The organism is Arenibacter echinorum (assembly GCF_003259375.1).
Taxonomy (GTDB): Bacteria; Bacteroidota; Bacteroidia; order Flavobacteriales; family Flavobacteriaceae; genus Arenibacter; species Arenibacter echinorum.
Window position 1 is genome coordinate 504,220 of sequence record NZ_QLLN01000004.1, and the last position, 23,789, is coordinate 528,008.

21 protein-coding genes and 1 tRNA gene are annotated in these 23,789 nt (G+C 40.9%); 8 read left to right on the forward strand and 14 right to left on the reverse strand.

Annotation, left to right across the window (positions count from 1 at the left end; all coding sequences use genetic code 11):
• Positions 1-8 precede the first annotated feature (8 nt).
• Entirely contained in the window at positions 9-1,466 is a 1,458-nt protein-coding gene (locus tag LV92_RS12585) for a type III PLP-dependent enzyme domain-containing protein (RefSeq protein WP_111623987.1), read from the reverse strand.
• A 462-nt stretch (positions 1,467-1,928) separates the two neighbouring features.
• On the opposite strand from LV92_RS12585, the gene LV92_RS12590 reads away from it, so the two are divergent.
• Positions 1,929-2,651, forward strand: coding sequence for a hypothetical protein (locus tag LV92_RS12590; protein WP_111623988.1), 723 nt, complete (start codon positions 1,929-1,931; stop codon positions 2,649-2,651).
• A gap of 214 nt (positions 2,652-2,865) precedes the next feature.
• Here the strand turns inward: LV92_RS12590 and LV92_RS12595 are convergent, their stop codons facing one another.
• From LV92_RS12595 to LV92_RS12630, 8 genes are all read right to left on the reverse strand, one after another.
• Entirely contained in the window at positions 2,866-3,375 is a 510-nt protein-coding gene (locus LV92_RS12595; protein ID WP_146613542.1) for a hypothetical protein, read from the reverse strand.
• A gap of 120 nt (positions 3,376-3,495) precedes the next feature.
• Positions 3,496-3,843 (reverse strand): hypothetical protein, encoded by a 348-nt coding sequence (locus LV92_RS12600; protein ID WP_111623990.1) that lies wholly within the window; start codon positions 3,841-3,843, stop codon positions 3,496-3,498.
• A gap of 83 nt (positions 3,844-3,926) precedes the next feature.
• Positions 3,927-4,358, reverse strand: a complete 432-nt coding sequence (moaC, locus tag LV92_RS12605; protein ID WP_111623991.1) for a cyclic pyranopterin monophosphate synthase MoaC — start codon at positions 4,356-4,358, stop codon at positions 3,927-3,929.
• A 2-nt stretch (positions 4,359-4,360) separates the two neighbouring features.
• Positions 4,361-4,804, reverse strand: a complete 444-nt coding sequence (locus tag LV92_RS12610; protein ID WP_111623992.1) for a molybdenum cofactor biosynthesis protein MoaE — start codon at positions 4,802-4,804, stop codon at positions 4,361-4,363.
• Positions 4,805-5,285: 481 nt separating this feature from the next.
• A complete protein-coding gene (locus tag LV92_RS12615) occupies positions 5,286-6,299 on the reverse strand; it encodes an LLM class flavin-dependent oxidoreductase (RefSeq protein WP_111623993.1) in 1,014 nt (337 codons plus the stop codon).
• A 246-nt stretch (positions 6,300-6,545) separates the two neighbouring features.
• A complete protein-coding gene (locus tag LV92_RS12620; RefSeq protein WP_111623994.1) occupies positions 6,546-6,953 on the reverse strand; it encodes a DoxX family protein in 408 nt (135 codons plus the stop codon).
• Between the two features lie 80 nt (positions 6,954-7,033).
• On the reverse strand, positions 7,034-7,558 hold the full coding sequence (locus tag LV92_RS12625; RefSeq protein WP_245946374.1) for a Crp/Fnr family transcriptional regulator: 525 nt from the start codon (positions 7,556-7,558) through the stop codon (positions 7,034-7,036).
• 398 nt (positions 7,559-7,956) lie between these two features.
• A tRNA-Arg gene (locus LV92_RS12630) sits at positions 7,957-8,028 on the reverse strand.
• 290 nt (positions 8,029-8,318) lie between these two features.
• Between LV92_RS12630 and LV92_RS12635 the strand changes: the two genes are divergently transcribed.
• The 7 genes from LV92_RS12635 to LV92_RS12665 all read left to right on the forward strand — a co-directional run bounded on the left by LV92_RS12635 (position 8,319) and on the right by LV92_RS12665 (position 18,624).
• A complete protein-coding gene (locus LV92_RS12635; RefSeq protein WP_111623995.1) occupies positions 8,319-10,004 on the forward strand; it encodes a ribulokinase in 1,686 nt (561 codons plus the stop codon).
• A 33-nt stretch (positions 10,005-10,037) separates the two neighbouring features.
• Positions 10,038-11,819 (forward strand): L-fucose isomerase, encoded by a 1,782-nt coding sequence (locus LV92_RS12640; protein ID WP_111623996.1) that lies wholly within the window; start codon positions 10,038-10,040, stop codon positions 11,817-11,819.
• A gap of 91 nt (positions 11,820-11,910) precedes the next feature.
• Complete coding sequence (locus LV92_RS12645) at positions 11,911-13,098, forward strand: sialidase family protein (protein WP_111623997.1); 1,188 nt, start codon at positions 11,911-11,913, stop codon at positions 13,096-13,098.
• A 79-nt stretch (positions 13,099-13,177) separates the two neighbouring features.
• Positions 13,178-14,338 carry a sialidase family protein gene (locus LV92_RS12650; protein WP_111623998.1) on the forward strand — a complete coding sequence of 387 codons (1,161 nt, stop codon included), beginning with the start codon at positions 13,178-13,180 and terminating at the stop codon, positions 14,336-14,338.
• An 80-nt stretch (positions 14,339-14,418) separates the two neighbouring features.
• Positions 14,419-15,642, forward strand: a complete 1,224-nt coding sequence (locus LV92_RS12655; protein ID WP_111623999.1) for an exo-alpha-sialidase — start codon at positions 14,419-14,421, stop codon at positions 15,640-15,642.
• A gap of 279 nt (positions 15,643-15,921) precedes the next feature.
• Positions 15,922-17,406 carry a sodium:solute symporter gene (locus tag LV92_RS12660; protein WP_111624000.1) on the forward strand — a complete coding sequence of 495 codons (1,485 nt, stop codon included), beginning with the start codon at positions 15,922-15,924 and terminating at the stop codon, positions 17,404-17,406.
• 204 nt (positions 17,407-17,610) lie between these two features.
• Entirely contained in the window at positions 17,611-18,624 is a 1,014-nt protein-coding gene (locus LV92_RS12665) for a LacI family DNA-binding transcriptional regulator (RefSeq protein WP_111624001.1), read from the forward strand.
• A gap of 58 nt (positions 18,625-18,682) precedes the next feature.
• Here LV92_RS12665 and LV92_RS12670 read toward each other — a convergent pair whose 3' ends face one another.
• The 5 genes from LV92_RS12670 to LV92_RS12690 form a co-directional block, all read right to left on the reverse strand.
• Positions 18,683-19,843 carry an alpha-hydroxy acid oxidase gene (locus tag LV92_RS12670; RefSeq protein WP_111624002.1) on the reverse strand — a complete coding sequence of 387 codons (1,161 nt, stop codon included), beginning with the start codon at positions 19,841-19,843 and terminating at the stop codon, positions 18,683-18,685.
• Positions 19,844-19,939: 96 nt separating this feature from the next.
• On the reverse strand, positions 19,940-21,199 hold the full coding sequence (locus LV92_RS12675) for a DUF6786 family protein (RefSeq protein WP_211322970.1): 1,260 nt from the start codon (positions 21,197-21,199) through the stop codon (positions 19,940-19,942).
• A 38-nt stretch (positions 21,200-21,237) separates the two neighbouring features.
• On the reverse strand, positions 21,238-21,567 hold the full coding sequence (locus LV92_RS12680; protein WP_072859875.1) for an L-rhamnose mutarotase: 330 nt from the start codon (positions 21,565-21,567) through the stop codon (positions 21,238-21,240).
• A 56-nt stretch (positions 21,568-21,623) separates the two neighbouring features.
• The gene (gene fucP / locus LV92_RS12685; protein ID WP_111624003.1) at positions 21,624-22,934 is read right to left on the reverse strand and encodes an L-fucose:H+ symporter permease; all 1,311 of its coding nucleotides are present in this window, start codon (positions 22,932-22,934) and stop codon (positions 21,624-21,626) included.
• Between the two features lie 66 nt (positions 22,935-23,000).
• Positions 23,001-23,783, reverse strand: coding sequence for an L-fucose dehydrogenase (locus LV92_RS12690; RefSeq protein WP_111624004.1), 783 nt, complete (start codon positions 23,781-23,783; stop codon positions 23,001-23,003).
• Between the last annotated feature and the right edge of the window lie 6 nt (positions 23,784-23,789).

The window sequence follows — 23,789 nt, forward strand, 5'->3', positions numbered from 1 at the left end:
TATTGATTTTAAAGGTCAGATTTAATTTGCTTCTCAGTGCTTTGGCCAACTTTGGCTTTGGCACTGGGTTTCATTTCATATCCCAAAATTTTAAGCAGGTCCTCTGCCTTTTGTTGTTCACTAAATAAATTGGTCGTTATATTTCCGTTTTCGTCCCTATCTATTAAAATATGTTTTGGATGAGGTATTAAACAGTGCTGCAACCCGCCATATCCTCCAATAGTTTCCTGATAGGCCCCTGTATTGAAAAATCCAATATACAGCGGTTTATCCTTTCTATACTTGGGCAAATAAATGGCATTCATGTTTTGCTCACTATTGTAATAATCATCACTATCGCAGGTTAGTCCACCCAACAATACCCGCTCATATTCATCTTGCCAGCGGTTAATGGCCAACATAATAAAGCGTTTGTTAATGGCCCAGGTATCCGGCAATGTGGTTATGAAGGAGGAATCGATCATATTCCACTTTTCACGATCGTTCTGCTGCTTCTGATATAGTATTTCATAAATGGCCCCACCACTCTCACCTACCGTAAAACTTCCAAATTCGGTAAATATATTTGGCACTGCAACATCCGCTTCCTGACAGGCGATATTAATTTGGTTAATGATCTCATCTATCATGTATTGATAATCGTAATCAAAAGCCAAAGAGTTTTTTATGGGGAAACCACCACCAATATTAAGACTGTCCAAGGATGGACAAATCTTTTTAAGCCTCACGTACACCTTTAAACACTTAACCAATTCGTTCCAATAATAGGCGTTGTCACGTATACCGGTATTAATGAAAAAGTGTAGCATTTTTAACTCTACCTTGTCATTGTCCTTAATTTGATTCTCATAAAAAGGTACAATATTTTTGTATCCGATCCCCAGTCGTGAGGTATAAAATTCGAATTTAGGCTCCTCCTCGGATGCAATTCTGATCCCAACTTTAAAAGTATCGTGGATAGCATCCGACAAAAGGTCTATTTCCTCGTAATTGTCGATAATAGGAATACAATTCTGGTGTCCCCCGTTTATCAGATTGGCTATATTGGTAATATATTGATCCCTTTTAAACCCGTTACATATGATATAGGTATTGTCCTTGATCTTACCCTTTTCCTTTAATTTTTCAACGATATTTATATCAAAGGCCGAAGAGGTCTCTATATGAATATCATTTTTTAAGGCCTCGTTCAGAACCGGTTTAAAATGGGAACTTTTGGTACAGTAGCAATAATGGTATTTTCCCTTGTAGTTATTTTTTTCCATGGCTATTTTAAACCACTCCTTTGCCTTGTTTATATTTTCGGAAATTTTAGGCAAATAGGTAAACTTCAAAGGACTACCGTATTCCTCCACCAAATCCATTAGTGGAATTCCATGGAACTTTAGGTTTTCACCCTCCAAAGTAAACTCCTCCTGTGGGAAATAGTAAGTTTGATCTATAAGATTAATGTACTTCGTGTTCATTTAAATAAATATATGAATTGTAAATAAGTAAATAGCATCGCCAAATGCAAATAATATTAGTAATTATAACTAAATCGCTAAACAATTATCTGCTTTTCAGTGGTGGGTATAAAAAAATAGTCGTGCTGACTGCACACGATAGAAGAAAAATTTGGAATACCAAGTAAATTTTGGCTACCTATACCTTTAAATTTCAGTTGCCTGAATCTTTCTGTTGCCAGAAGCCCAAATTTGTAAATATGGTTCATTGTACTCAACTAGATGCTAATATCAAGATAAAATTTAAGGCTAAATTGATGTGACAAATGAAAACAAAAAAAATGAAAAAACAAGCGTTTTGAAAAATTTTACGTTGAAGTAAAAAATGAATTCACCCAATGGTGAAAAATTAACTAAAAATTAAATTTAAACCGTTGATTTTTAACCTTTTCTTGACTATTTTTAAATAAAAACCAGATAGTCATGAAGCTTACAAAAATTAGTGTTTTTATTGGTCTTATTCTTTTCCTCTCTTTTTTTGATAAAATTACGGCCCAAATTCCGGCCAACGTATATCATTTTGAGGAAAAAAGCAAGGATGGAACCCTTCATCACGAGTTGAAATTGGACGCGGATTATTATGTGCATACCATCTATAAGGAGTCCCCTGCAGAATTTATAAAAACGATGGGGGGCTACTACAAGACCTCGGGCAATAACCTAATGGTTGATCTTGAATTTAATTCCAACCATAAAGAAGACAAAATTACCAGTTTAAATATACCCTATAAGCTAAAAAAAGGAAACTTGATTCTCGAAGGGGCCAAGCCCATGACTTTTACGCCCACTACTCTTGGCACCCAAGATCTTGACGGTAAATGGCTAATGAGCGGCCGGGTAACGGACCAGGGGGAAGAAAAAAGGGATACTTCCAGGCCAAGAAAGACTATGAAATATTTATTGAACGGACATTTTCAATGGATTGCATACAATACCGAGACCTTTGAGTTTTTTGGTAGCGGAGGCGGAACCTACGACGCTACCAATGGTAAATACACAGAAAATATAGGCTACTTCTCCAGGGACAATTCCCGAGTGGGAGCTGCTTTATCTTTCAATTACGAATTAAACGGCAAGGATTGGCACCATACCGGCAAAAGCAGTAAGGGCGACCCCTTAAATGAAATCTGGACAATACGGGACTAATTCTTAATCCTTTCCGCCCAAGAGTATATCATATAAAAAAGAGCAATCCGTATTCCGAAAGGTCTATTTTCCAAAATACAGATTGCTCTTTACTCGATAATCGAGATTAAAATGCTCAGACGCTTGCGTCGAAATCTAAAATAAGGGTTCTTTCAATGCTTCGCGGGCTTGCTCCGAAGTAGTTTACTAAGCCGACTAATAAAAACCTAAAAAATTAGGCCACCTGAGCCCTTTTAATGTTTGTTTTTAAAGCACCAGTGATGGCAGTATTCCATTTTTCGGCTCGGACAAGTTCATAATCCTCCATGTAAATACTGTTGATGTCATAAAAATTAAGGGTCATAGTGGGCTTTTCATGGTCTAAAAAGCTGATCTCCAAATCCAATTTCTCCAATACGGTCTCCTTCTTATTCTTTGACCTTATCTCATATGTTTTCTTTATGATTTTGGTTTTGGACACGTCATTAAGGTCAATATTTTCCAGCGCCACAACGCCATCAAATACTTTGGAAAAAACAAGCTTCTTATTGTTTGAATCCAGGGCGATGAACGAATTGCCCCAACTTTCCTTTAAATCGAATTTCAATTTTGATTCGATCATTATGTTTTTAATTTCTTTGGACATTATTTTCAAATCCCCTTTTCCTGATTTATTAAGGATTACGAAAGGTATGATGGTGCAAAGCACCAATAAAGCTGATACCAACAACATTGATATATTCATTGTGTATTTTTTAAATTATTCCATTTATTAATTACATCCCCACTTACCAAGTTTAATGTATGGCACGGGAAAATTTCCAAAATTGGTTATTCTGGAATTACATATGATTAAAGGAAAAATTTACAAAAAGGTGTGAAAGGGATAGATAATGGTAAGCGCGTCCAAACTAGCAATAATTTGGACCTCCCTTTTTAAGGACATAAGCTCCTTTTCCTTGAGTACGGAGAGGCAACTTATAACATTGGGATAAAATAAATTGAGATTTGGCCTTAGTTCGTTGACCGTTGGCAATTTATAATTGCCTTCTGCCAGGAGCATGGTATGCCCAGAGTTCGGCATCTCGTAGGTTAAATGATGGTCCGTTTGGATCTCACCATTAACCCCGGCTTTAACTTCTTTGACTTCCTTGGCGGTAGCCAACGAGACCTGGCCTATACCAAATAAGAGTATAAAAACCAGAAACCTCATAAAATGTAAGCACCTTGATACTTTCATACCACAAATATATATAGAGTTATTCTAAAATATTTGTTAAAAATTATAGGTGTGGATTATTCATTTGTACCAATATCCGACTTACCCCCCGTTTTCCTCAACAACCTAATATTTTGAATTTCAATGCCTTTGTCTATAGGCTTTAGCATATCGTACATATTTAGGGCCACTATACTTGCCCCATGCATGGCCTCTACTTCTACCCCGGTCTTGTAAATGGTCTTCACCGTAATCAATACCGTAATCTGCAGACCTTTTATGGAGTATGATATATCCGTGTATTCTATGGGCAAGGGATGACAGTCCGGCAATAGGTCCGCCGTCTTCTTTACTCCCAATAGCCCGGCAGCCTTGCTCATGGCGAAAACATCACCCTTGGGTACCGTGTTATTTTTTATGGCCAATATAGTATCCTCTGAACTTACTTGGACAATTGCTTGGGCAATTGCGGTGCGTAACGTAGCCTTTTTATGGGTAATATCTACCATTTTTATTTATTTACTTTCCATTGATAGGAATCATCCTTAAAAACTTCCTTACCAAAAATAGGAACCTGGTTTTTTATTTCCTCCACAACATGGTGTAAGGCCTCAAAAACTTCTTTTCGATGGGGCGAAGACACAAAAACAAACAGGCATATTTCTCCCGCGTTTACCCTTCCCAAACTGTGATATATATGCATACAGCTTAAGTTATATTTGGCAAAGGTAGCCTCCCTAATTTCATGAAACTTTATATTGGCCATTTCCTTATAGGCCGTATATTCTATTGCGGCCACTTCCTGCCCGTCAATTAGATCTGCCCGTACCTGGCCCAAAAAAATATCGTGGGCCCCAATCGTGGTTTTGGACTGGTGCTTTGCAATGGAATTGGCAATGAACTCCGGGCTTATTGCACCTTCTACAAATACATTTTTGATTTTGCTCTTTTCCATAAGCAGTAAATTTAAGAAAAACAACCCGTAGTAGTATCAATGGGCGACCTGAATCTACTCCTCAATACATTGGACAAATCCCTAGCTAATTCCAATCCTATGTGCGTAACCACAAACTCCATCTTATGTACAAACCAGGAGTTCATAGGACTAAGCCCTGGATTATCCTCTTTTCTATAATTGAGCTCTATACCTTGGACATCTTTGGGGTATCCAAATTTTGAGGAAAAAAGGAGGAAAGCCTTAACTCCTATAAACCTTGATATGCAAATTATTCGTCATCGTTTCATCAAAAAAAAGTATATGCCACAGGACCTCTTATTTGGTTAACCATTTTAGGAGGAAAATGATAAAAATCCTCATCTATTTCCCCTAAAACTACGTTTCAAGGACCCATGAGTAGACAAGAGCCGGAAAAGTGCCTACTAAAGCATTAGCCTAAGGCAAAAGACTTATATATTAACTACCGCTTAACAGGAGTTTAATTGTATGTTTTTAACTTTGAGACAATCTCAGAACCAATAATTTCTATTGACTTCATTAACATCTTATGGTCCGAAATGGCATCCATTTGAAGTGTAATTTTTTCTAGACCTCCTAAAGCTTCACTATGCCGCCATATTTTATCAACTATTTCTTGAGGGTCGCCCACTAATAAAGCTCCATTTAAACTATTTTGAGCATCAAATCCGGCTTTTGAAACCGGGGGGAAACCTCTTTCCTTACCTATTTTATCAAACATTTCCTTATAACTAGGGTAGAAATCTGAAACGGCTTCTTGTTTAGTTTTCCCAATATATCCTATTGAGTGCATTCCCACTTTCAGCTCGCTTTGAGCAAATCCTGATTTTTTGCCGGCTTCTCTGTATAAATCAACCAAAGGTCTAAAGCGATGGGTCTCTCCTCCAATAATTGCCACCATTAAAGGCAATCCCAGCCTACCTGCTCTTTCAAAAGAGGATGGTGTACCACCCACTCCTACCCAAATAGGCAATTTGTCTTGTTTAGGACGAGGATAAATCGCTTGATTATTTAATGCAGGCCTGTATTTTCCTGACCAGTTGACCACTTCATTATCTCTAATTCTTAAAAGTAGATTTAGCTTTTCCTCAAATAGTTCGTTATAATCTTGAAGGTTTAATCCAAATAATGGATACGCATCGGTAAAAGACCCTCTCCCTGCAACTATCTCGGCTCTTCCTCCTGAAAGCAGGTCTAAAGTAGCATAATTTTGAAATACCCGCACCGGGTCCGACGCGCTTAATACAGTAACTGCACTACCTAATCTTATATTTTTGGTCTTGGCTGCCGCTGCGGCCAAGATCATAGACGGGGCGGAGTCCAAGAAGTCTTTTCGGTGATGTTCTCCTATACCAAAAAAACTCAAACCTGCTTGGTCTGCTAGCTCTATTCTCTCCAACAGCTCTTGTAGCGCTTTAGAACCATCTTTGTGATTATTGGGCGATGCCGCAAAACTATCAATACCTATTTCCATATTTTGCTATTTCTAAAACTATAATAAAACCTACACATTGAAACTACCTTTTACTTTAAGCAGTTCTTGCTATTTGCCGTCTGATAAAGATAATAAGACTAACAATACCAATAATTTATTCTACAATAGTTGCTTTTAATAGGGATTCAGTAGGTATTCCATCAACTAATTTAACGAGCACTCGAGAAAGTCCGATAGAGTGATAAACTAAACTTGATGGTGTATTAGAAAAGAACTATGCTCTTTTTACTTTGCTAGAATTGGTGTTTTTTTACTCCTTCCCCAAGTGATAAATAGGGCAAAAGCAAGTAACACAATGTTCATTCCTATAGCCGTAAATTCACCTCTTGAAACATGAAAAATAGCAGCTAACACCATTATCACGGCAAGACCTATGGCTGCCCAAACAGTTAAAAAAGGTTTGAATCGAAAAATGGAAGGTATTAATAAACCTAAGCCCCCTAATACTTCACTTATTCCAATAAAACGCACCAATCCTACAGGTGTGGATGTTACCCACGGAAGTGATTCTGCCAACGCATCCAAGGGTTGGGAAGCTTTCATTAATCCTGCCATAATAAACATAGCGGCCAATATTCCTTGTGCAACCCACAATGCTATATGAATTGCTTTGTTCTTTTTATAATTTGTCATTTCTCTTTTATTTAATTGATGTACAAAATTCAATCTTTTAGAGAACCTATGCCTTGATGTACATCAAGAAAAAAAAATGACTATTTTCTATGGGAAAGTTCATTTCGAACACGACTCAATGCTTCGGGTGTAATACCTAAATAGGAGGCTATCATTTTTAAAGGAACCCTTTGAATAATGTTTGGATAGGTTTGAATAAAATGCTCATATCTATCTATGGCATTAGAACTCATTAACATTATAATCCTAGCCTGCATTGTATTTAATCGTCTCAATAGAGCATCAATGTCCGGACCTCTTTCCATTAATTCCTCTTTGGAAGCCACTTCCAGGACAGCGTCTTCAATGACGTCTATATAAAGTTGACAAGGGGTGTTGGTCTCGCAAATGTCGGCTACCAACCAATTTTCAGGTCCAAACATATAAATATGTTCCTTGCCTTTATCATCAATAGTATAGCTACGCAGTAAACCACTTTCAACAATATACGCTTTGGTGTTTATGTCCCCCTTGCGTTGTAAAATGTCTCCCTTTTTTACCGTTATTTTTTTCAATGGTAGTTCTATTTTTGGTCGGTCCAAAATGGCATAAGCCAATTTGATCATATACCAGTAACTATATATCTACTTTAGAATAACTAATCTAAGGGATTTTAAAGACTTTTAATAATAATTAATATAGAACATAAGAATATAGAACCCTGTTATAATCAAATAGCTCTAGCTATGATACATTACACAGTTCTTGCACATACGGCAAAAACTAAAATAGAAAAAAAAGATTATCTGAGAGCTTAAAAAAAGTAACTATAGCCTAAAGAAGTATTACAAAAAAAGTAAACGTATTACTTCTGCTCCACTAAGTTCAGGCTTCGATCCGAAAGCTATCGCTTTTTGTGCTGCGCACATTTGGTTCGTGACCTCACCAAGAATCACTTCGTCTCCGCTCAGCACAGGCTTCGATTCAAAAGCTATCGCTTTTGGTGCTGCGCACCTTTGGTTCGTGACCTCACCAAGAATCGAACTTGGATCTAAAGTTTAGGAAACTTCTATTCTATCCGTTGAACTATGAGGCCATTCGCAGTTCAATATTTAAAACCGCGGGTGCAAAAGTAAAATTTATTTGATAAAAAAACTCGATACTTTATGGATAGTTTTTGAATAATTGCAATGGACTGCGATTTTTCGATGTCTTTTTACCTTAAAACAGCTCGAAAATCCAGTTTTTAAGCCTCAAAATGCCGCATTTACTCACCAATACCCCCATTTGTTAAAATGTCAAATTTATAACAGGAGTATGGAGATAATTTTTTACATTGCTTGCTTAAACGTTTAAATTAATTTAAATAACTCATCCAAACCACTTATGCAAAACCGGAAATATACCCTTGGGGTCGACTATGGAACGGATTCTGTAAGGACCATGATAATAGATACCAGCAATGGTAAGATTATGGGTCAGGCAGTTGCCTTATACGAAAGATGGGGCAAAGGCATGTACTGCCAACCGGAAACCAATCAGTTTAGACAACATCCCTTGGATTACATTGATGGCCTAAAAAAAGCAGTTAAAGAGGCCATAGCTCCCCTTTCCCAGGAAGTCATAAACGGCATAGCCGCTATTTCCGCTGCCACCACCGGCTCAACTCCCATAGCTATCAACCAGGAGGGTACCCCCTTGGCAATGCTACCTGGCTTTGAAGAAAATCCCCACGCCATGTTTATCCTTTGGAAAGACCATACAGCCGTTGGGGAAGCGAAAGAAATCAACGAATTGGCACACCACGAAAATGGCATTGACTATACCAAATACAGTGGTGGGGAATATTCCTCGGAATGGTTTTGGGCCAAGATCCTACACACCCTGAGAGTTGATGAAACAGTTCGCCAAGCAGCCTATTCCTGGATAGAACACTGCGACTGGATTCCGGCCCTCCTTACAGGAAACACCGACCCCCTAAGTTTAAAAAGAAGCAGGTGCGCGGCAGGACACAAGGCCATGTGGCACCCCGACTGGGACGGGTTACCTCCCGACGCGTTTTGGACAGAACTGGACCCTCTATTGACCGGATTAAGGGATAGGTTATATGCCGATACCTACACTTCCGACCATGCCGTGGGCATAATTTCCGAAGAATGGTCGCAAATACTGGGCCTGCCCAAGGATGTCATTATTGGCACCGGTTCTATTGACGCCCATATTGGGGCCATTGGCAGTGCCATAAAACCATATCATATGGTAAAAGTGATTGGCACCTCTACCTGCGATATGATTGTTGCTCCCACCGAAGAAATAGGAAAAAAAGCCATCCGCGGCATCTGTGGACAGGTAGACGGATCCATAATTCCACATATGATAGGGCTGGAAGCCGGGCAATCTGCCTTCGGCGATCTTTATGCCTGGTATAGGGAATTGTTGCTGTGGCCCGCAAACAAAATTATTGGGGACAGCAACTTATTGGATAGGGAAACCAAATCAAAATTGTTGGAAGAAATGGCCGATGGCATCCTTACCGAATTGACTTTGGCTGCCAGTAAAATAGAAATCGACACTTCTGGAATAATTGCGCTCGACTGGATGAACGGCAGGAGAACGCCGGACTCCAATCAAAATCTTAAAGGAGCCATACAAGGCCTTACCTTGGGAACTACGGCCCCACATATCTTTAGGGCCCTGGTAGAAGCTACGGCATTTGGTTCCAAAAAAATAGTAGAACAATTCCAAGCGGAGGGTGTCCGTATAGACGGTATTATCGCGATGGGCGGAGTGGCCCAAAAGTCCGAATTCGTAATGCAGATCCTGGCCGATGTACTCAACTTCCCCATTCGCATAATTAAATCGGAACAGACCTGTGCCCTTGGTGCTGCCATGGCAGCAGCGGTAGCCTCGGGAATCCACAACACCTTTCTTGAAGCACAAAATGCTATGGGCAGCGGATTTCAAAAAGAATATTACCCCATCCCCGAAAATGCAAAAAAATATATGGAGCTATATGACAATTACAACGCATTGGGCCACTTTGTAGAAACCCAAGAATTAGAGAAAGCCTAAAAAAATAATAATTAATACAAGAAAATTTAAGTAATGCAAAACAAACACAACCATCTAGGAGCAATACCCAAAGTAGGGATAAGACCGGTAATCGATGCCCGTTTGGGCGGTATAAGGGAGTCATTGGAACAGACCACCATGGCCATGGCCCAACGAGTCGCCGATTTTCTTTCCAACAATCTAAGAAACTATAACGGAACAAAAGTAGAATGTGTCATTGCGGACACCACTATTGGACGCGTACCGGAAGCACAAAAATGTGAGGAAAAATTTCTTAGAGAAGGGGTAGGACTTTCCATCACAGTAACGTCATGCTGGTGTTACGGAACGGAAACTATAGATATGAACCCCACGCGACCAAAAGCCATTTGGGGATTTAATGGTACGGAAAGACCAGGGGCAGTATACTTAGCGGCCGCCTTGGCCGGACATGCCCAAAAAGGGGTGCCTGCCTTTAGTATTTACGGAAAAGAAGTGCAGGACAGCGATGACGAGAACATCCCTGAAGATATTCAAAAACTGTTATTGCAATTTACCAAAGCCGGATTGGCGGTGGCCATGATGAACGGTAAATCGTACCTATCCATAGGTTCTGTTTCCATGGGGATAGCCGGTTCCATAGTCAATGAAAGTTTTTTCCAGGATTACTTAGGGATGCGCAACGAATATGTAGATATGAGCGAGGTAAACCGTAGAATGCAAAACGGCATATTTGATCCGGAAGAATTTAAAAAAGCATTAAAATGGACCAAGGAGAACTGCAAGGAAGGTAAAAATTACAATGCAATAGACCTACAGAAATCCAGGGAACGCATGGATGAAGAATGGGAAACCGTTGTTAAAATGACCTTGATTTCCAGAGATTTAATGATCGGAAACCCCAAATTGGCCGAATTGGGCTTCGGAGAGGAAGCGCTAGGGCACGGCGCCATTGCAGCAGGATTCCAAGGGCAACGACAATGGAACGATTATATGCCCAATGGCGATTTTATGGAAGCCATCCTAAACTCTTCCTTCGATTGGAGCGGAATTCGACCACCATTTATGATGGCCACCGAAAATGACAGTTTAAACGGCATCTCCATGTTATTTGGTTATCTATTGACCAACCAGGCACAGATGTTCTCCGATGTAAGAACCTTTTGGAGTCCAGCTTCCATAGAAAGGGTTACTGGTCATAAGCTTAAGGGCAAAGCAGCCAATGGTATAATCCACTTGATCAATTCTGGATCTTCAACGTTGGACGGTACAGGACAACAAGAAATAAATGGGAAACCGGCTATGAAACCCTTCTGGGAGATTTCGGAATCAGAAGCTAAAAAATGCCTGGAAGCCACAGACTGGCCACCAGCTATGTACGAGTATTTTGGGGGAGGCGGATACTCCTCCCATTTTGTTACCAAAGGCGAAATGCCCGTAACCATGTGTAGGATCAATGTGGTAAAAGGATTGGGACCTGTAATGCAAATAGTGGAAGGATGGACGGTAGAACTACCTGAGGAAGTACATAAAACTTTAGATGAGAGGACCAATCCTACCTGGCCCACTACTTGGTTCGCACCGAGATTGAACCAAGATCAAGCATTTAAGGATGTCTATAGCGTTATGAACAATTGGGGAGCCAATCACGGCGCTTTCAGTTATGGCCATTTTGGGGACGAAATAATAACACTTTGTTCCATGCTCAGGATTCCGGTAAATATGCACAATGTTGAACCCGATCGTATTTTTAGACCAAAGGACTGGGCTTCGTTTGGCATGGATCAGGAAGCTGCCGATTACAGGGCATGTAAGAATTACGGCCCGCTTTATTAGGCCTGTAAAAAGTTATTGGGACTTTATGGAACGACCATATTTTATATATTGAAGGAAATTAAAATTATGACCTCATCCTAAAACTAAACATATGATTACCAATAAAGGCACCTGGATTATTGCGCTGCTGTACTTTTTCTTGACTCTAAATCTTAATGCCCAGCTGGCACAAGGATCGGTGAAACATGTAAAAGTTTATTATGAACCGGGCATGTTCGGTGGCTGGCCGGCCAATCATGGGGTGTGGAATTGGGGCAATGAGATTTTGGTTGGATTTTCCAAGGGTAATTACAAGGATATGGGCCCCGATCATCATAATTTCGACAAAGAAAATCCGGAGCTTCATGTGCTGGCACGAAGTCTTGATGGGGGAGAAACTTGGAAGTTGGAAGACCCTGGAGCTATAGACGGTGATCTAATAGTTCCTGATAACGGAAGTTACCATGGGCTTATAAGAAAAGATGTCGAGGCCCCGGAATTTATTCCTGCCCAAAAAATTGACTTTAAAAATCCTAACTTAGCATTTACTGTGCGTATGACGGACCACCACGGTGCCGAATCACGAATTTGGTATTCCTACGACAGGGGACATGACTGGGAAGGACCGTATAACTTGCCCAATTTTAATACGCCTGGTATTGGAGCTCGGACCGACTATATAATTGATGGTAAAAATGAATGTATGCTATTTCTTACTGCGGCCAAAGCCAACGGAAAAGAGGGTAGGGTTATGTGTGTGAAAACAGTTGATGGCGGTAAAAATTGGGACTTCGTTTCTTGGATCGGACCTGAACCAGAAGGATTTTCCATTATGCCGGCTTCCGTTAGAATATCCGATAAAGAAATTTTGGTAACTACTCGAAGAAGGGAAGAATCAGGCCGATATATCGATGCCTACCTTTCCCAAGATAATGGGTTAACTTGGAACCCCCTGCCCAACCCAGTGGAAAATTGCGGACAGGGCAATCCGCCCGCCATGGTAAAAATGAAAGACGGAAGAATATGCCTGATATATGGATACAGGGCATTGGAGAAGGATATCAAAAACAAGCGGGACAAAAGTGAGATCAGGGCAAAAATCAGTACAGACAATGGACGTACATGGAGCAAGGATTACGTGCTGCGCGATGACGGTTCGGGAAAAGACTTGGGCTACCCACGGGTAGTACAACGCGCAGACGGCAAAATAGTAGCCCTCTATTATTTTATGGACAAGGAAACAGGTCCCGAACGCTTTATTGCGGCCACCATTTGGGATCCTCCATCAATTGAAGAATAAAGTTCATTATTTTAAGCATACAAACTGAGTTATAAGTCCCCCATTTATTGATTGTCAAATAGGTAAAACAAAAATCACCATGAAAAGCATTTACTATTATCTAACAGTACTGACTTTTATCATTTTCTCCTGCAAGGATAAGGCAGAAAAAACCGCTCCGAACGAAGCGGTTAAAAGTGGCAACGACATCACCGGAAATTTTACCTTGCCTCCCTTGGCCCAACCAGGTCAAGGAGCCTATCTAAGTGGCGAGCTTATCTACCCCTTGGATAATAAACCCACTCCGGAATGCCATGCCTCTACCATAGTGGAAACACCTACTGGGCTGGTGAGTGCATTTTTTGCGGGTACCCATGAAAAAAATCCCGATGTCGGGATCCGGGTATCCAGAATGGTGGATGGTAAATGGACCTGGCCGGAAGAAGTGGTAAATGGGGTGCAAAACGACACATTGCGTTACCCCCTATGGAATCCGGTGCTATTTCAGCCCAAGGAAGGGCCACTCTTATTATTTTATAAAGAGGGACCGGACCCAAGGACTTGGTGGGGCATGTTAATAACCTCATCCGATGGCGGAAAAACATGGTCCAAACCGGAAAAAATGGGAACGGACGAAAAAATTGGCCACTTGCTGGGCCCCGTAAAGAACAAGCCTATACAGTTGGAAGACGGAACTATCATTAGCCCTACTAGTACAGAAATTAAGTTGGAGGATGGCGATGTGGATTGGATGGTACATTTCGAAATAAGCAAGGACAATGGTAAGACCTGGGAGGTAGTAGGCCCCATTAACGACGGGAAGGAGTTTGATGCCATTCAGCCCAGCATCCTTACCTATCCCAATGGGAAAATGCAGGTATTGTGCAGAACAAGGCAAAATGTAATTTCCCAAAGCTGGTCAGAGGATCATGGCCAGACCTGGAGCAAAATGACGGCTACAGAGCTTCCAAACCCCAATTCGGGAACAGATGCTGTGACCCTAAAAGACAACAGACAATTACTTATATACAATCACACCACAAAAGAGGGAGAAGAACCCAAGGGGAGAAATATGATCAATCTGGCGATATCCGATGACGGCATCAATTGGAAGCCTGTAATGACCTTGGAAAATGTACCGGCCGAATCAGGATATTCATACCCTGCCATTATTCAAACAGCTGATGGCTTGGTTCATATCACCTATACCTATTTAAGGCAATCTGTAAAACATGTGGTAATAGACCCAAAGCAGTTGTAGTCTGTAAATAGTAATTGGTCCAAAGAACAACTGACAAGATATTTGTTATAAAGAACACTTATGACATCCAAAAGATAAGCATGGAGAATTATAAAATATTTAAAAAGTGGCCGTCTATTGTTGTCATGTTGTTGATGTTCCTTATACCAATTACATTCTTTGGATGTAAAGAGGATAAAACCGAAGATTATCCGAATCCGGTTTCCAATCCCACATCTAATTTGATGCTGCAGGGAGAATGGCTCCATGATCCGCATAAAATAGATTTTGATAAACTGCCTAAAATCCCAGTGGAGCATGCAGTGGTAAGCGATGTTACCCCGGATGGGGTTAACCAACACAATTATTTGGCCTATCATGACAATCGCTATTGGATAATGTGGAGCGATGGCCCAGGGGTTGAAGATAGAGTGGGTCAGGTAGTTAAATATTCCACCAGCACCGATGGTCTGCAATGGGACAAACCAAAATTCCTAACTACATATCCTGAAGGCTCTGGCCCAGAATCCCCCAATTACAACACTAGAACAGATCAGGGCCTCAGGTGGATTTCGAGAGGCTTTTGGGAATACAAAGGTGAATTTTTGGCATTGGCCTCATTGGACGAGGCCAAAGGCTTTTTTGGTCCAACCTTGGCCCTCCATGCCTTTAAATGGAACAAAGAATCAGAATCATGGGAGCACCATGGCATAGTTATGGAAAATGCAATCAATAATTTTCCGCCCAAGAAATTGCCTTCCGGCGAGTGGTTAATGTCGCGCAGGTCTTTTGATTATGTTGAAAGAGGGGTCGATTTTATGGTAGGAGCAGAAAACCGTTTTGACCAATGGGAAGTCTACCCAGTTTTTGGAACAAGTACGCATCTGGAAGCGGAGGAACCCTACTGGTGGATCTTGCCCGACAATAAAAACCTGATGGCGCTTTTTAGGGATAATCGCAAAAGCGGGTACTTGTATCGCTCCTTTTCAACAGACAATGGTCGTACTTGGAGCTCACCTGTGCAAACCAACTTTCCGGATGCCCGATCCAAATTCCACGGCCTACGGTTACAAGATGGAAGATATGTTCTTGTTTCCAATTCCAACTATAAAAAAAGGGACCCTTTAACCTTGGCTATAAGTGACGATGGCATGGTATTTACCAAAATGGGGTACTTGGTCGGAGGTAGACACATAGATTACCCCCATGTGTTGGAGCATAATGGATATTTATTGATAGCCTTTGCCGGGGACGCCAAACAGAAAATAGAAGTAGTGAAAGTGAAGGTGTCTGATTTGGATAAAATCATGAGGGACAACAAATAAAATTCATCCTATAGTGTGCAATGTAATTTAAATCTCCCTGAGAAGCATTCCCTCAAAATAAACCCACTTTCTTTTGAAATCACGAAATAATTAATTATCATTGCTTAATCGATAAAGCAAAAACTAATAGTCTAAAAATCAGTTTTGTTTCTTGAGACCTATTGATCTATTATTTTTACTATTAAAGTAAATTGAGGATTTTACAATTAACCAACACTTAAGTAGAGCGAATATCCTACTTTTAGAGCTTATACCAAATAACCTAAATAGCCAACAATAATGAACAGTTTAGATTTAATCGTATTCTTCATTTACATAGGAGGAATAGCCCTTTTCGGAGGTTCGTTTTTTAAGAAAAGTAGAACTTCCTCCTCCTACACCATGGGCAACAACGATATCCCGGGCTGGGTAGTTACCATGTCCATTTTTGCCACCTTTGTGAGTAGCATAAGTTACCTGGCCCTTCCAGGAAATGCCTACCAATCCAATTGGAATGCCTTGGCTTTTAGCCTTTCCCTTCCCATTGCCTCCTTGATAGCAGTAAAATATTTTGTCCCCCTTTACAGAAAGATAAATAGTCCATCGGCCTACACCTATATGGAACAACGTTTCGGAGCCTGGGCGAGAATCTATGTCTCCCTTTGCTATTTACTGACCCAATTGATGCGGATCGGGACCATTTTATACCTCCTGGCCCTTACCTTGAATGCCATTGTTGGTTGGGACATGATCACCATAATTATATTTACAGGTCTGGTAGTATCCGTTTACTCCATGTTGGGCGGAATTACAGCGGTATTATGGACTGATGCCATACAGGGCATTATATTGATCGTTGGTGCCGTGGTCTGTGTTGGCTTTATTCTCTTTAATATGCCAGAAGGTCCGGGACAAGTTTTCGAAATTGCTGCAGAGAATGATAAATTTGGGCTGGGAAGTTTCAGTCTAAGTTTAACTGAACCTACCTTTTGGGTGGTGCTTGTTTACGGTGTATTCATTAACCTACAGAATTACGGTATAGACCAAAATTATGTACAGCGCTATATGGCCTCGAAATCTGATAAAGAGGCCCAGAAATCAGCCTTGATCGGTGGACTGATCTATCTGCCCATTTCTGCCGTATTCCTTTTTATAGGTACTTCTCTTTTTGCCTATTACCATTCCGCCGCTACCCTGCCCGTTGAGTTACAGGACATAAATAAGAGCGACAGTGTATTCCCTTATTTCATTGTAAATGCCCTGCCTGCAGGGATAACCGGACTAATGATCGCCTCTATCTTTGCGGCCGGAATGAGCACCATATCCACAAGTTTTAATAGTTCCGCAACCGTTTTTCTTACGGATTATTACAATAAATATTTTAAAAAGACGGCGTCCGACAAAGAAGGAATGCGCGTGCTCTATATTTCATCCGCTATCATTAGCGTAATCGGGATCGTTATTGCCATTGCTATGATCAATGTAAAAAGTGCCTTGGATGCATGGTGGAAACTCTCTTCAATTTTTAGCGGGGGCATGTTGGGACTTCTACTTTTGGGACTATTCTCCAAAACAAAAAATGTAAAAGGAGCCCTTGTAGGGGTATTGGTCGGTATTTTGGTCATTGTTTGGATGAGCCTATCCGGTACCATTTTCGGAGAGGATTCCCTTGGTGCTTCCTTCCACACCTATTTGACCATTGTATTTGGGACCGCTGCCATATTCATCGTGGGCTTCCTGATATCTATATTCAATAAAAAAACCGATGAAATCTATGAAAATTAAATAAGGAAGAAGCTTAATTGGGTTGAAAGGGCACAATAGGATTTTGTCTTCAAATACTAAATAATGACGAGTATCTCTGTTTAGTGTGAATTTCGTAATTTTAACATCTTGAAGATATTTACCTCTAAACCCTGTAACTTTCAGATTAACAACATATTACATACAAGATTGGCATTAAACAGCCCATTTTAACCCAAGACGAAGATGAAACCAAAAACATCATTAAAGGATATCGCAAAAATTGTTGGTGTTTCCATACCCTTGGTTTCATATGTTCTTAGCAATAAAGGCAAGGAGAACAGGGTATCCGAAAAGACCGCAAAAAGAATAAGGGAGGTAGCCAAGGAATTGAACTATCATCCCAATTGGAATGCGAGAAGCCTTAAAACCAATAAAACGAGATCCATAGGAGTTATTGTCGCCGATATTTCCAACCCCTTCTTTTCCAATTTGGCCCGGACTATAGAGGACGAAGCATTTTCCCAAGACTATACGGTAATATTTGGCTCCTCGGACGAAAAGGTAGAAAAATTCAACAAGGTTTTGGATTTTCTTAAAATGAGACAGGTCGATGGTTTTATCATCGCAGCCCCCGAAGGTTCCAAAGATATTATTGCCGATCTGGCAAAAGCAGGTATTCCCTTTGTTCTGATAGATAGATTCTTCAATGATCTTAAAACCAATTACGTCACCGTAGACAATTTTAAGGCCTCTATGCAAGCTACCAATTATTTACTGGGAAAGGGAAATAAGAAAATTGGGGCAGTACTTTACAACTCAACCTTGGACCACTACAAAGAAAGGCATCAGGGCTACGTAGAGGCTCTTAAACAGGCCGGCTTGCCCGTGGATACCGAATTGATAAAAAAAATTAATCACAGGTCCCTAAAAGCAGATATGAAAAGGGTCGTAAAAGAATTGGTACAGGATGCCGGAGTAGATGCCATCTATTTTCATACCAACACCTTGGCCGAGGAAGGATTAACGCAAATGTTGGGCTTGGACAGAAAAATACTTAAGAAGGTCGATGTGGTCGTATTTGATCAAAATTCGTCCTACAATTTCTTGGAAGACCCTATCCCCTATCTCCATCAACCTATAAAGGAAATTGGGCAAAAAGCATTGCGTATCCTTATAGATCAGATCCAGGAACCTACCCAGGAGCTGCAACAGATATCTTTTGATGCCAGATTGGAAAGCAGCTCATTGGAACCCTAAATTCCTTTAGGGTTCCAATGCCTACTAGTCCTATAAAACTCCTCAAAGAAAAGAACTCCTATGAAATAAGATGCTTTGGAAAGTCCTTTACGTCTTCACAACAAATCTGTTCCATTACCTGTTGTAGTTCTGTTTTTAAAAGTGAAATGGTATGGTCACCACCTTTGGCGCCCAGTGCCGCTACCCCGTACATAAAGGAACGCCCCATAAAAGTAAATTCGGCACCACTGGCCATGGTCCTGGCGATATCCGGACCACCCCTTAGGCCACTGTCCATCATTACCTTTATTTGGTCACCGTATTTTGCAGCTATTCTTGTTAAAGGCTTTATGGTAGATTCACCAGCATCCAATTGCCTACCCCCGTGATTGGAAACTATAATACCATCCAATCCGAGTTTAATGGCGCTTTCCGCATCAGCCTCATTCGCAACTCCCTTAATCACCAATTTGCCCTTCCACATATCCCTTATAGGTTTAATCTTCTCCTCATTTAATCTTCCGGAAAAGGTCTTGTCCATGAATTTGCCTAATTGTGCCAGATCCAAGCCTTTGGGCATATAAGGTTTAAGGGTTTCAAAGTTGGGCTGACCGTGTATTAGGGTCTGCATGGCCCAATTTGGCTTGCCCAATATCTGAAGTATATTCTTTACCGACATTTTTGGGGGCATGGCCAATCCGTTGCGTACATCCCTAGGACGGAAACCGAAGGTAGGCACATCGCACAAAATAACCAGCACCGGACATTCCGCAGCTTCGGCCCTTTTAATAATGTCATCCCTTACGGCATCCTCTGTAGGATGATAAAGCTGAAACCAAGCCTTTCCCTCGGTAATCTCACTTATGCGTTCTATACTACTGGTGGTTACCGTACTTAAAATAAACGGAATATTATGTTCAAAGGCCGATTTAGCCAATATTTCAGGGGCATTGGGCCACATTAATCCTTGGAGTCCCACTGGAGCAATTCCAAAAGGGGCATCATATACATGTCCGAACAATTCGGTCTTCATACTGGAACCGGTATGCTTGCTAAGGTAATAGGGCAATAACTCTATATCCCTAATTTCAGCAGTATTCTTATGTAGGTTTACATCTTCATTACAGCCTCCATCCAAGTATTCAAAAGCGAACTTGGGAATCCTTTTTTGGGCTCTCTTCCTTAAATCTACAACGGATGGATACTTGCTGTTGATCTTTATTTCTTTTTTTTTCTCCATGGCATTTTAATCTGCAATTGTTCTTGAATATTTATCTTTTATTTTTCCCCTCCCCATCTATCTAATACAATCTAAAGGGAGGAGATATTTTATTTATTATTCCCCAGATAATTCTTTAATGGACACCCCCAAAATTCCTTGAGCTAGCTTTTCCAACTCGTCCTCGTCACCTACAAAATGAAAAGTTTGGTGGATATGGCTACTGCTTTCATTGGCTTTTAGATCCATTGCAGGGGATGAACTTTCCAATTCATAGAATGGCCCTAAATCCCCACTATCGTTATAAGCATTTACCGCATCACCCGAATATGGAAACTCCTGTAACTCCCATAAAGAATTAACATAATCGGTAGCGCCTTCACGTAGACTAAATTTGGCAATGGTAAGTACTTTGCTCTTGGCATCGTAGCTTCCCATGACAGGCAGCGCCCTCTGGGGGGAAATTCCAATTTTACCACGCTCTTTACCGTCCGCCTTGAAGAATAGGACACTATCCCCGACCTGTAATCGCTCCTTTGGAATCTTCCCAAAATAATCGTCCGTTACCTTCTTGCCCAAAATGTCCTCATCCCCTTTTTTAAAAGGTACAATTATGGTGGTATGGTCCGAGGAGTTGAACATGCTCAATATCCAAATAGACATTAAGCCTGTTTTCTTATCCCAATCTTCCGGTCCTATATTGGTCAAGTTGTTTTCAGAGGCAAATCCTACCATTTTTAGAGTTTCAGGAATATTGAGTCCAAGAATTTCAGCGGCATCTTCCTTGTCCAAAAGAGTAATATTCCTTTGCACGCGTAAATCGAAAGTAGTTCCGGTATAATTCACCAATTTCATGTCCCTTTCAAAATACGCCTTATCTTCAGTTCTCCTCACCAAATTAAAGGCTTCGGTATCCAATTCCTGGGGTACGTACCAGTTGTCCAACTCGAAGTTGGAATCCTTTTCAAAGAAAAGGGAGTACTGTCCACCTTCAGGTCCCAACCAGAAACGCTCTTCACCCCCTGTGGGATTAAAGTGTTCTTTTATTTCTCCGGACTTAATGAGTTCATGGTTGATCCATCCAAAACTATGACCTTCGTCGCCAGAGGCCGTACTCGTCATAACACGGCCCTGAAGTTCCGGGGAAATCAAAATGCTCGACTCCCCATTTTCCAGAACCACCATGTTTTTGTAGTGTTTGGACAAAAATTCCCTGTCATATCCAAATGACCCCATGGAAAATGCTACCTCATCATTTGCCAAGGTATTTGCACTTTGTTCACTTTTAGTTTTACAACTCAAAGCACATAGGAGAGCACATAGCGCTATTGATCTTAGGACAGTTCCGGATCTAAAAATATTTACTATACTTTCCATGCTCCTATCATTTAGTTTTTGCCTGTTGTTTTTGGTTTTTACAATTGAAAAACCTTTTCCATGAGCATCCATTTTTCCCCAGGTTTTGCAAATGGTAGTGCCTGTTGGTATTTCCACATCAATTCCTCCCACTTTTCGTTTTCGGGATACTTGGCATCAATCTTCGCCTTTTTTTCAAAGGAAAAACTGTCATCCGCATCAATGATCATAAACATACGGTTCCTCACCCTATATATTTCCATATCCTGTATACCGGACTCCCTAAGACTTTGAAGGATCTCCGGCCATACTTCCTTATGGTAATCGTCATAAGCCTTTATCAACTCTGGATCATCCTTAAGATCCAATGCCAAACAATATCTTTTCATTACTTTACATTTTTTAGTTAATTATTAAAAACCACACAAAGGACCAATCCGATTCCTTAGGCCTGTAGTTCATACTTTTTAAATACACGCAATCCATACCATGCTATATATACAAAACAAAGCGCTGGAAGGATGAAGGAAAAATTCACTTCGGTAGCACCCATAATTTGTATGTCGTTCACGGCATTGCCACCGGCATCAATGATCATTCCTTGAAGCTTTGGCATTAGGGCCCCGCCTACAATTGCCATTACAAGACCGGCAGCACCAATCTTGGATTCCTCCTCATTAAGTCCATTCAAAGCAATTCCGTAGATGGTAGGGAACATAAGGGACATAAAAAAGGTAATCCCTACCAAGCAGTACAAGCCTATTATACCTTCAATATAAATAGTACCAATACAGCACAGCGTTGCAAAAACGGCAAAGTACATCAATAGTTTACCTGGGCTCATAAATCTCAGCATATAGGTGCCAATGGCCCTACCCACCAAGAACAGGATGAAGGCCGCGAACTGGTAATTGGCAGCATCCTCACTGGAAATCCCTATGGCCTCGGCATATTGATAAATATAGGTCCAGCACATAATCTGGGCACCAACGTAAAATATTTGGGCCACAACACCAAGCACATATTTCTTGTTCTTGAACAAACCGTTAAACGTATCCCCCAAACTTGGAATACCACCTTCATCCTTGGCCTGTGGCATTTTACTAATAACAATTAGAACAAAAACGGCTAGAATCACCAATCCCAGAATAACATAGGGGTCCCTAATCACCATTAGGTCCGTTGTCCTGATCAAGGCCTTTTGCGCCTCCTCCAAAGAGGAATAATCTGCTATATCATCCGACTGTAATTTTTTAAGAACAAATTGCTGTGCCACCAATAGGCCCAACAACAATCCCACTGGATTAAAGGCCTGGGCCAAATTTAAACGCTGCGTAGCCGTTTCTGGCGCTCCCATAGCCAAAATATAAGGGTTGGCAGTGGTTTCCAAAAATGCCAACCCAAAGGTAAGCACATAAAGTCCCAAGCAAAAGAACCAAAATTGTTCGGTTATGGCCGCAGGATAAAACAATAGAGCCCCTCCTGCATACAAGGCCAATCCAATTAAAACCCCTACTTTATACGAGTATTTACGCACGAAAAGTGCAGCTGGCAACGCCATACAAAAGTAACCGCCATAAAACGCCATTTGTACCCAAGCAGCCTGGGAATTGGACAGTTCCAATACTTTTTTAAATGCCTGTACCATGGGATCGGTAACGGCATTTGCAAAACCCCAAAGGGCGAAAAGGGAGGTAATCAAAATAAAGGGAATAAGCACCTTCTTAGATACTACTGGTGGTCTTTGGTCTTTCATTGAATTGTTGATTATTGTTAATTGATTATTATCTGGTTTACCTTGTTGTTTATTATATTTAAGCGATTAAGAAATTGACCTGTCCAAATGGGTATATCCGCCATCTACAAAGAGCAATTGCCCAGTGGTGTGACTAGACCTATTGGAAAGCAAAAAGGCCACCGTACTTGCGATTTCCTCTGCCGTAGTCATTCTTTGTCCCAACGGAATTTTATCGGTGATGCTCTTTAATTTTTCTTCTGGATTGTCGAAGGTCTTTATCCATCGATCGTATAAAGGGGTATAACATTCGGCCACGATAACTGCATTGACCCTTATATTATATGGCAATAGTTCCACGGCCCATTCCCTTGTTATTGCATTGCGCCCTCCATTGGAAGCAGCATAGCCCGAAGTACCCCCTTGCCCGGTTACCGAGGTCTTGGATCCTATATTTACAATAGATCCCTGGGTTTTCTTTAGTTCGGGCAACGCATAATGTGCCATTAAATAATAATGGGTAAGGTTTCGATTTATAGATCTTAGAAAATCTTCATAATTCCCATTTTCCAGCCCCACTCCGTCATTTATGCCGGCATTGTTTACCACACCATCAATCTTCCCATATTTTTCAACAGCAGTTTCCACTGCAAGTCTGCATTGTTCCGGATCTGTAAGTTCGGCCATTGAATAAGATGCTTTTCCACCATTGTTCTCAATATCGGCAACCACCTCCAACATACTATTTTCATCCCTTCCAATAATAACGGGGATAGCGCCTTCGGCCGCCAAGATCATACTTATACCGTGCCCGATTCCTTTGGAACCTCCAGTTACTAAAATTACTTTATCCTTGAGTTGTAAATCCATTTTGTT

Bases quoted from the DNA above. Each gene is read 5' to 3' on its own strand.
- LV92_RS12585 (WP_111623987.1), bottom strand. From the start codon at position 1,466: ATGAACACGAAGTACATTAATCTTATAGATCAAACTTACTATTTCCCA.
- LV92_RS12590 (WP_111623988.1), top strand. From the start codon at position 1,929: ATGAAGCTTACAAAAATTAGTGTTTTTATTGGTCTTATTCTTTTCCTC.
- LV92_RS12595 (WP_146613542.1), bottom strand. From the start codon at position 3,375: ATGAATATATCAATGTTGTTGGTATCAGCTTTATTGGTGCTTTGCACC.
- LV92_RS12600 (WP_111623990.1), bottom strand. From the start codon at position 3,843: ATGAGGTTTCTGGTTTTTATACTCTTATTTGGTATAGGCCAGGTCTCG.
- moaC (WP_111623991.1), bottom strand. From the start codon at position 4,358: ATGGTAGATATTACCCATAAAAAGGCTACGTTACGCACCGCAATTGCC.
- LV92_RS12610 (WP_111623992.1), bottom strand. From the start codon at position 4,804: ATGGAAAAGAGCAAAATCAAAAATGTATTTGTAGAAGGTGCAATAAGC.
- LV92_RS12615 (WP_111623993.1), bottom strand. From the start codon at position 6,299: ATGGAAATAGGTATTGATAGTTTTGCGGCATCGCCCAATAATCACAAA.
- LV92_RS12620 (WP_111623994.1), bottom strand. From the start codon at position 6,953: ATGACAAATTATAAAAAGAACAAAGCAATTCATATAGCATTGTGGGTT.
- LV92_RS12625 (WP_245946374.1), bottom strand. From the start codon at position 7,558: ATGATCAAATTGGCTTATGCCATTTTGGACCGACCAAAAATAGAACTA.
- LV92_RS12635 (WP_111623995.1), top strand. From the start codon at position 8,319: ATGCAAAACCGGAAATATACCCTTGGGGTCGACTATGGAACGGATTCT.
- LV92_RS12640 (WP_111623996.1), top strand. From the start codon at position 10,038: ATGCAAAACAAACACAACCATCTAGGAGCAATACCCAAAGTAGGGATA.
- LV92_RS12645 (WP_111623997.1), top strand. From the start codon at position 11,911: ATGATTACCAATAAAGGCACCTGGATTATTGCGCTGCTGTACTTTTTC.
- LV92_RS12650 (WP_111623998.1), top strand. From the start codon at position 13,178: ATGAAAAGCATTTACTATTATCTAACAGTACTGACTTTTATCATTTTC.
- LV92_RS12655 (WP_111623999.1), top strand. From the start codon at position 14,419: ATGGAGAATTATAAAATATTTAAAAAGTGGCCGTCTATTGTTGTCATG.
- LV92_RS12660 (WP_111624000.1), top strand. From the start codon at position 15,922: ATGAACAGTTTAGATTTAATCGTATTCTTCATTTACATAGGAGGAATA.
- LV92_RS12665 (WP_111624001.1), top strand. From the start codon at position 17,611: ATGAAACCAAAAACATCATTAAAGGATATCGCAAAAATTGTTGGTGTT.
- LV92_RS12670 (WP_111624002.1), bottom strand. From the start codon at position 19,843: ATGGAGAAAAAAAAAGAAATAAAGATCAACAGCAAGTATCCATCCGTT.
- LV92_RS12675 (WP_211322970.1), bottom strand. From the start codon at position 21,199: ATGGAAAGTATAGTAAATATTTTTAGATCCGGAACTGTCCTAAGATCA.
- LV92_RS12680 (WP_072859875.1), bottom strand. From the start codon at position 21,567: ATGAAAAGATATTGTTTGGCATTGGATCTTAAGGATGATCCAGAGTTG.
- fucP (WP_111624003.1), bottom strand. From the start codon at position 22,934: ATGAAAGACCAAAGACCACCAGTAGTATCTAAGAAGGTGCTTATTCCC.
- LV92_RS12690 (WP_111624004.1), bottom strand. From the start codon at position 23,783: ATGGATTTACAACTCAAGGATAAAGTAATTTTAGTAACTGGAGGTTCC.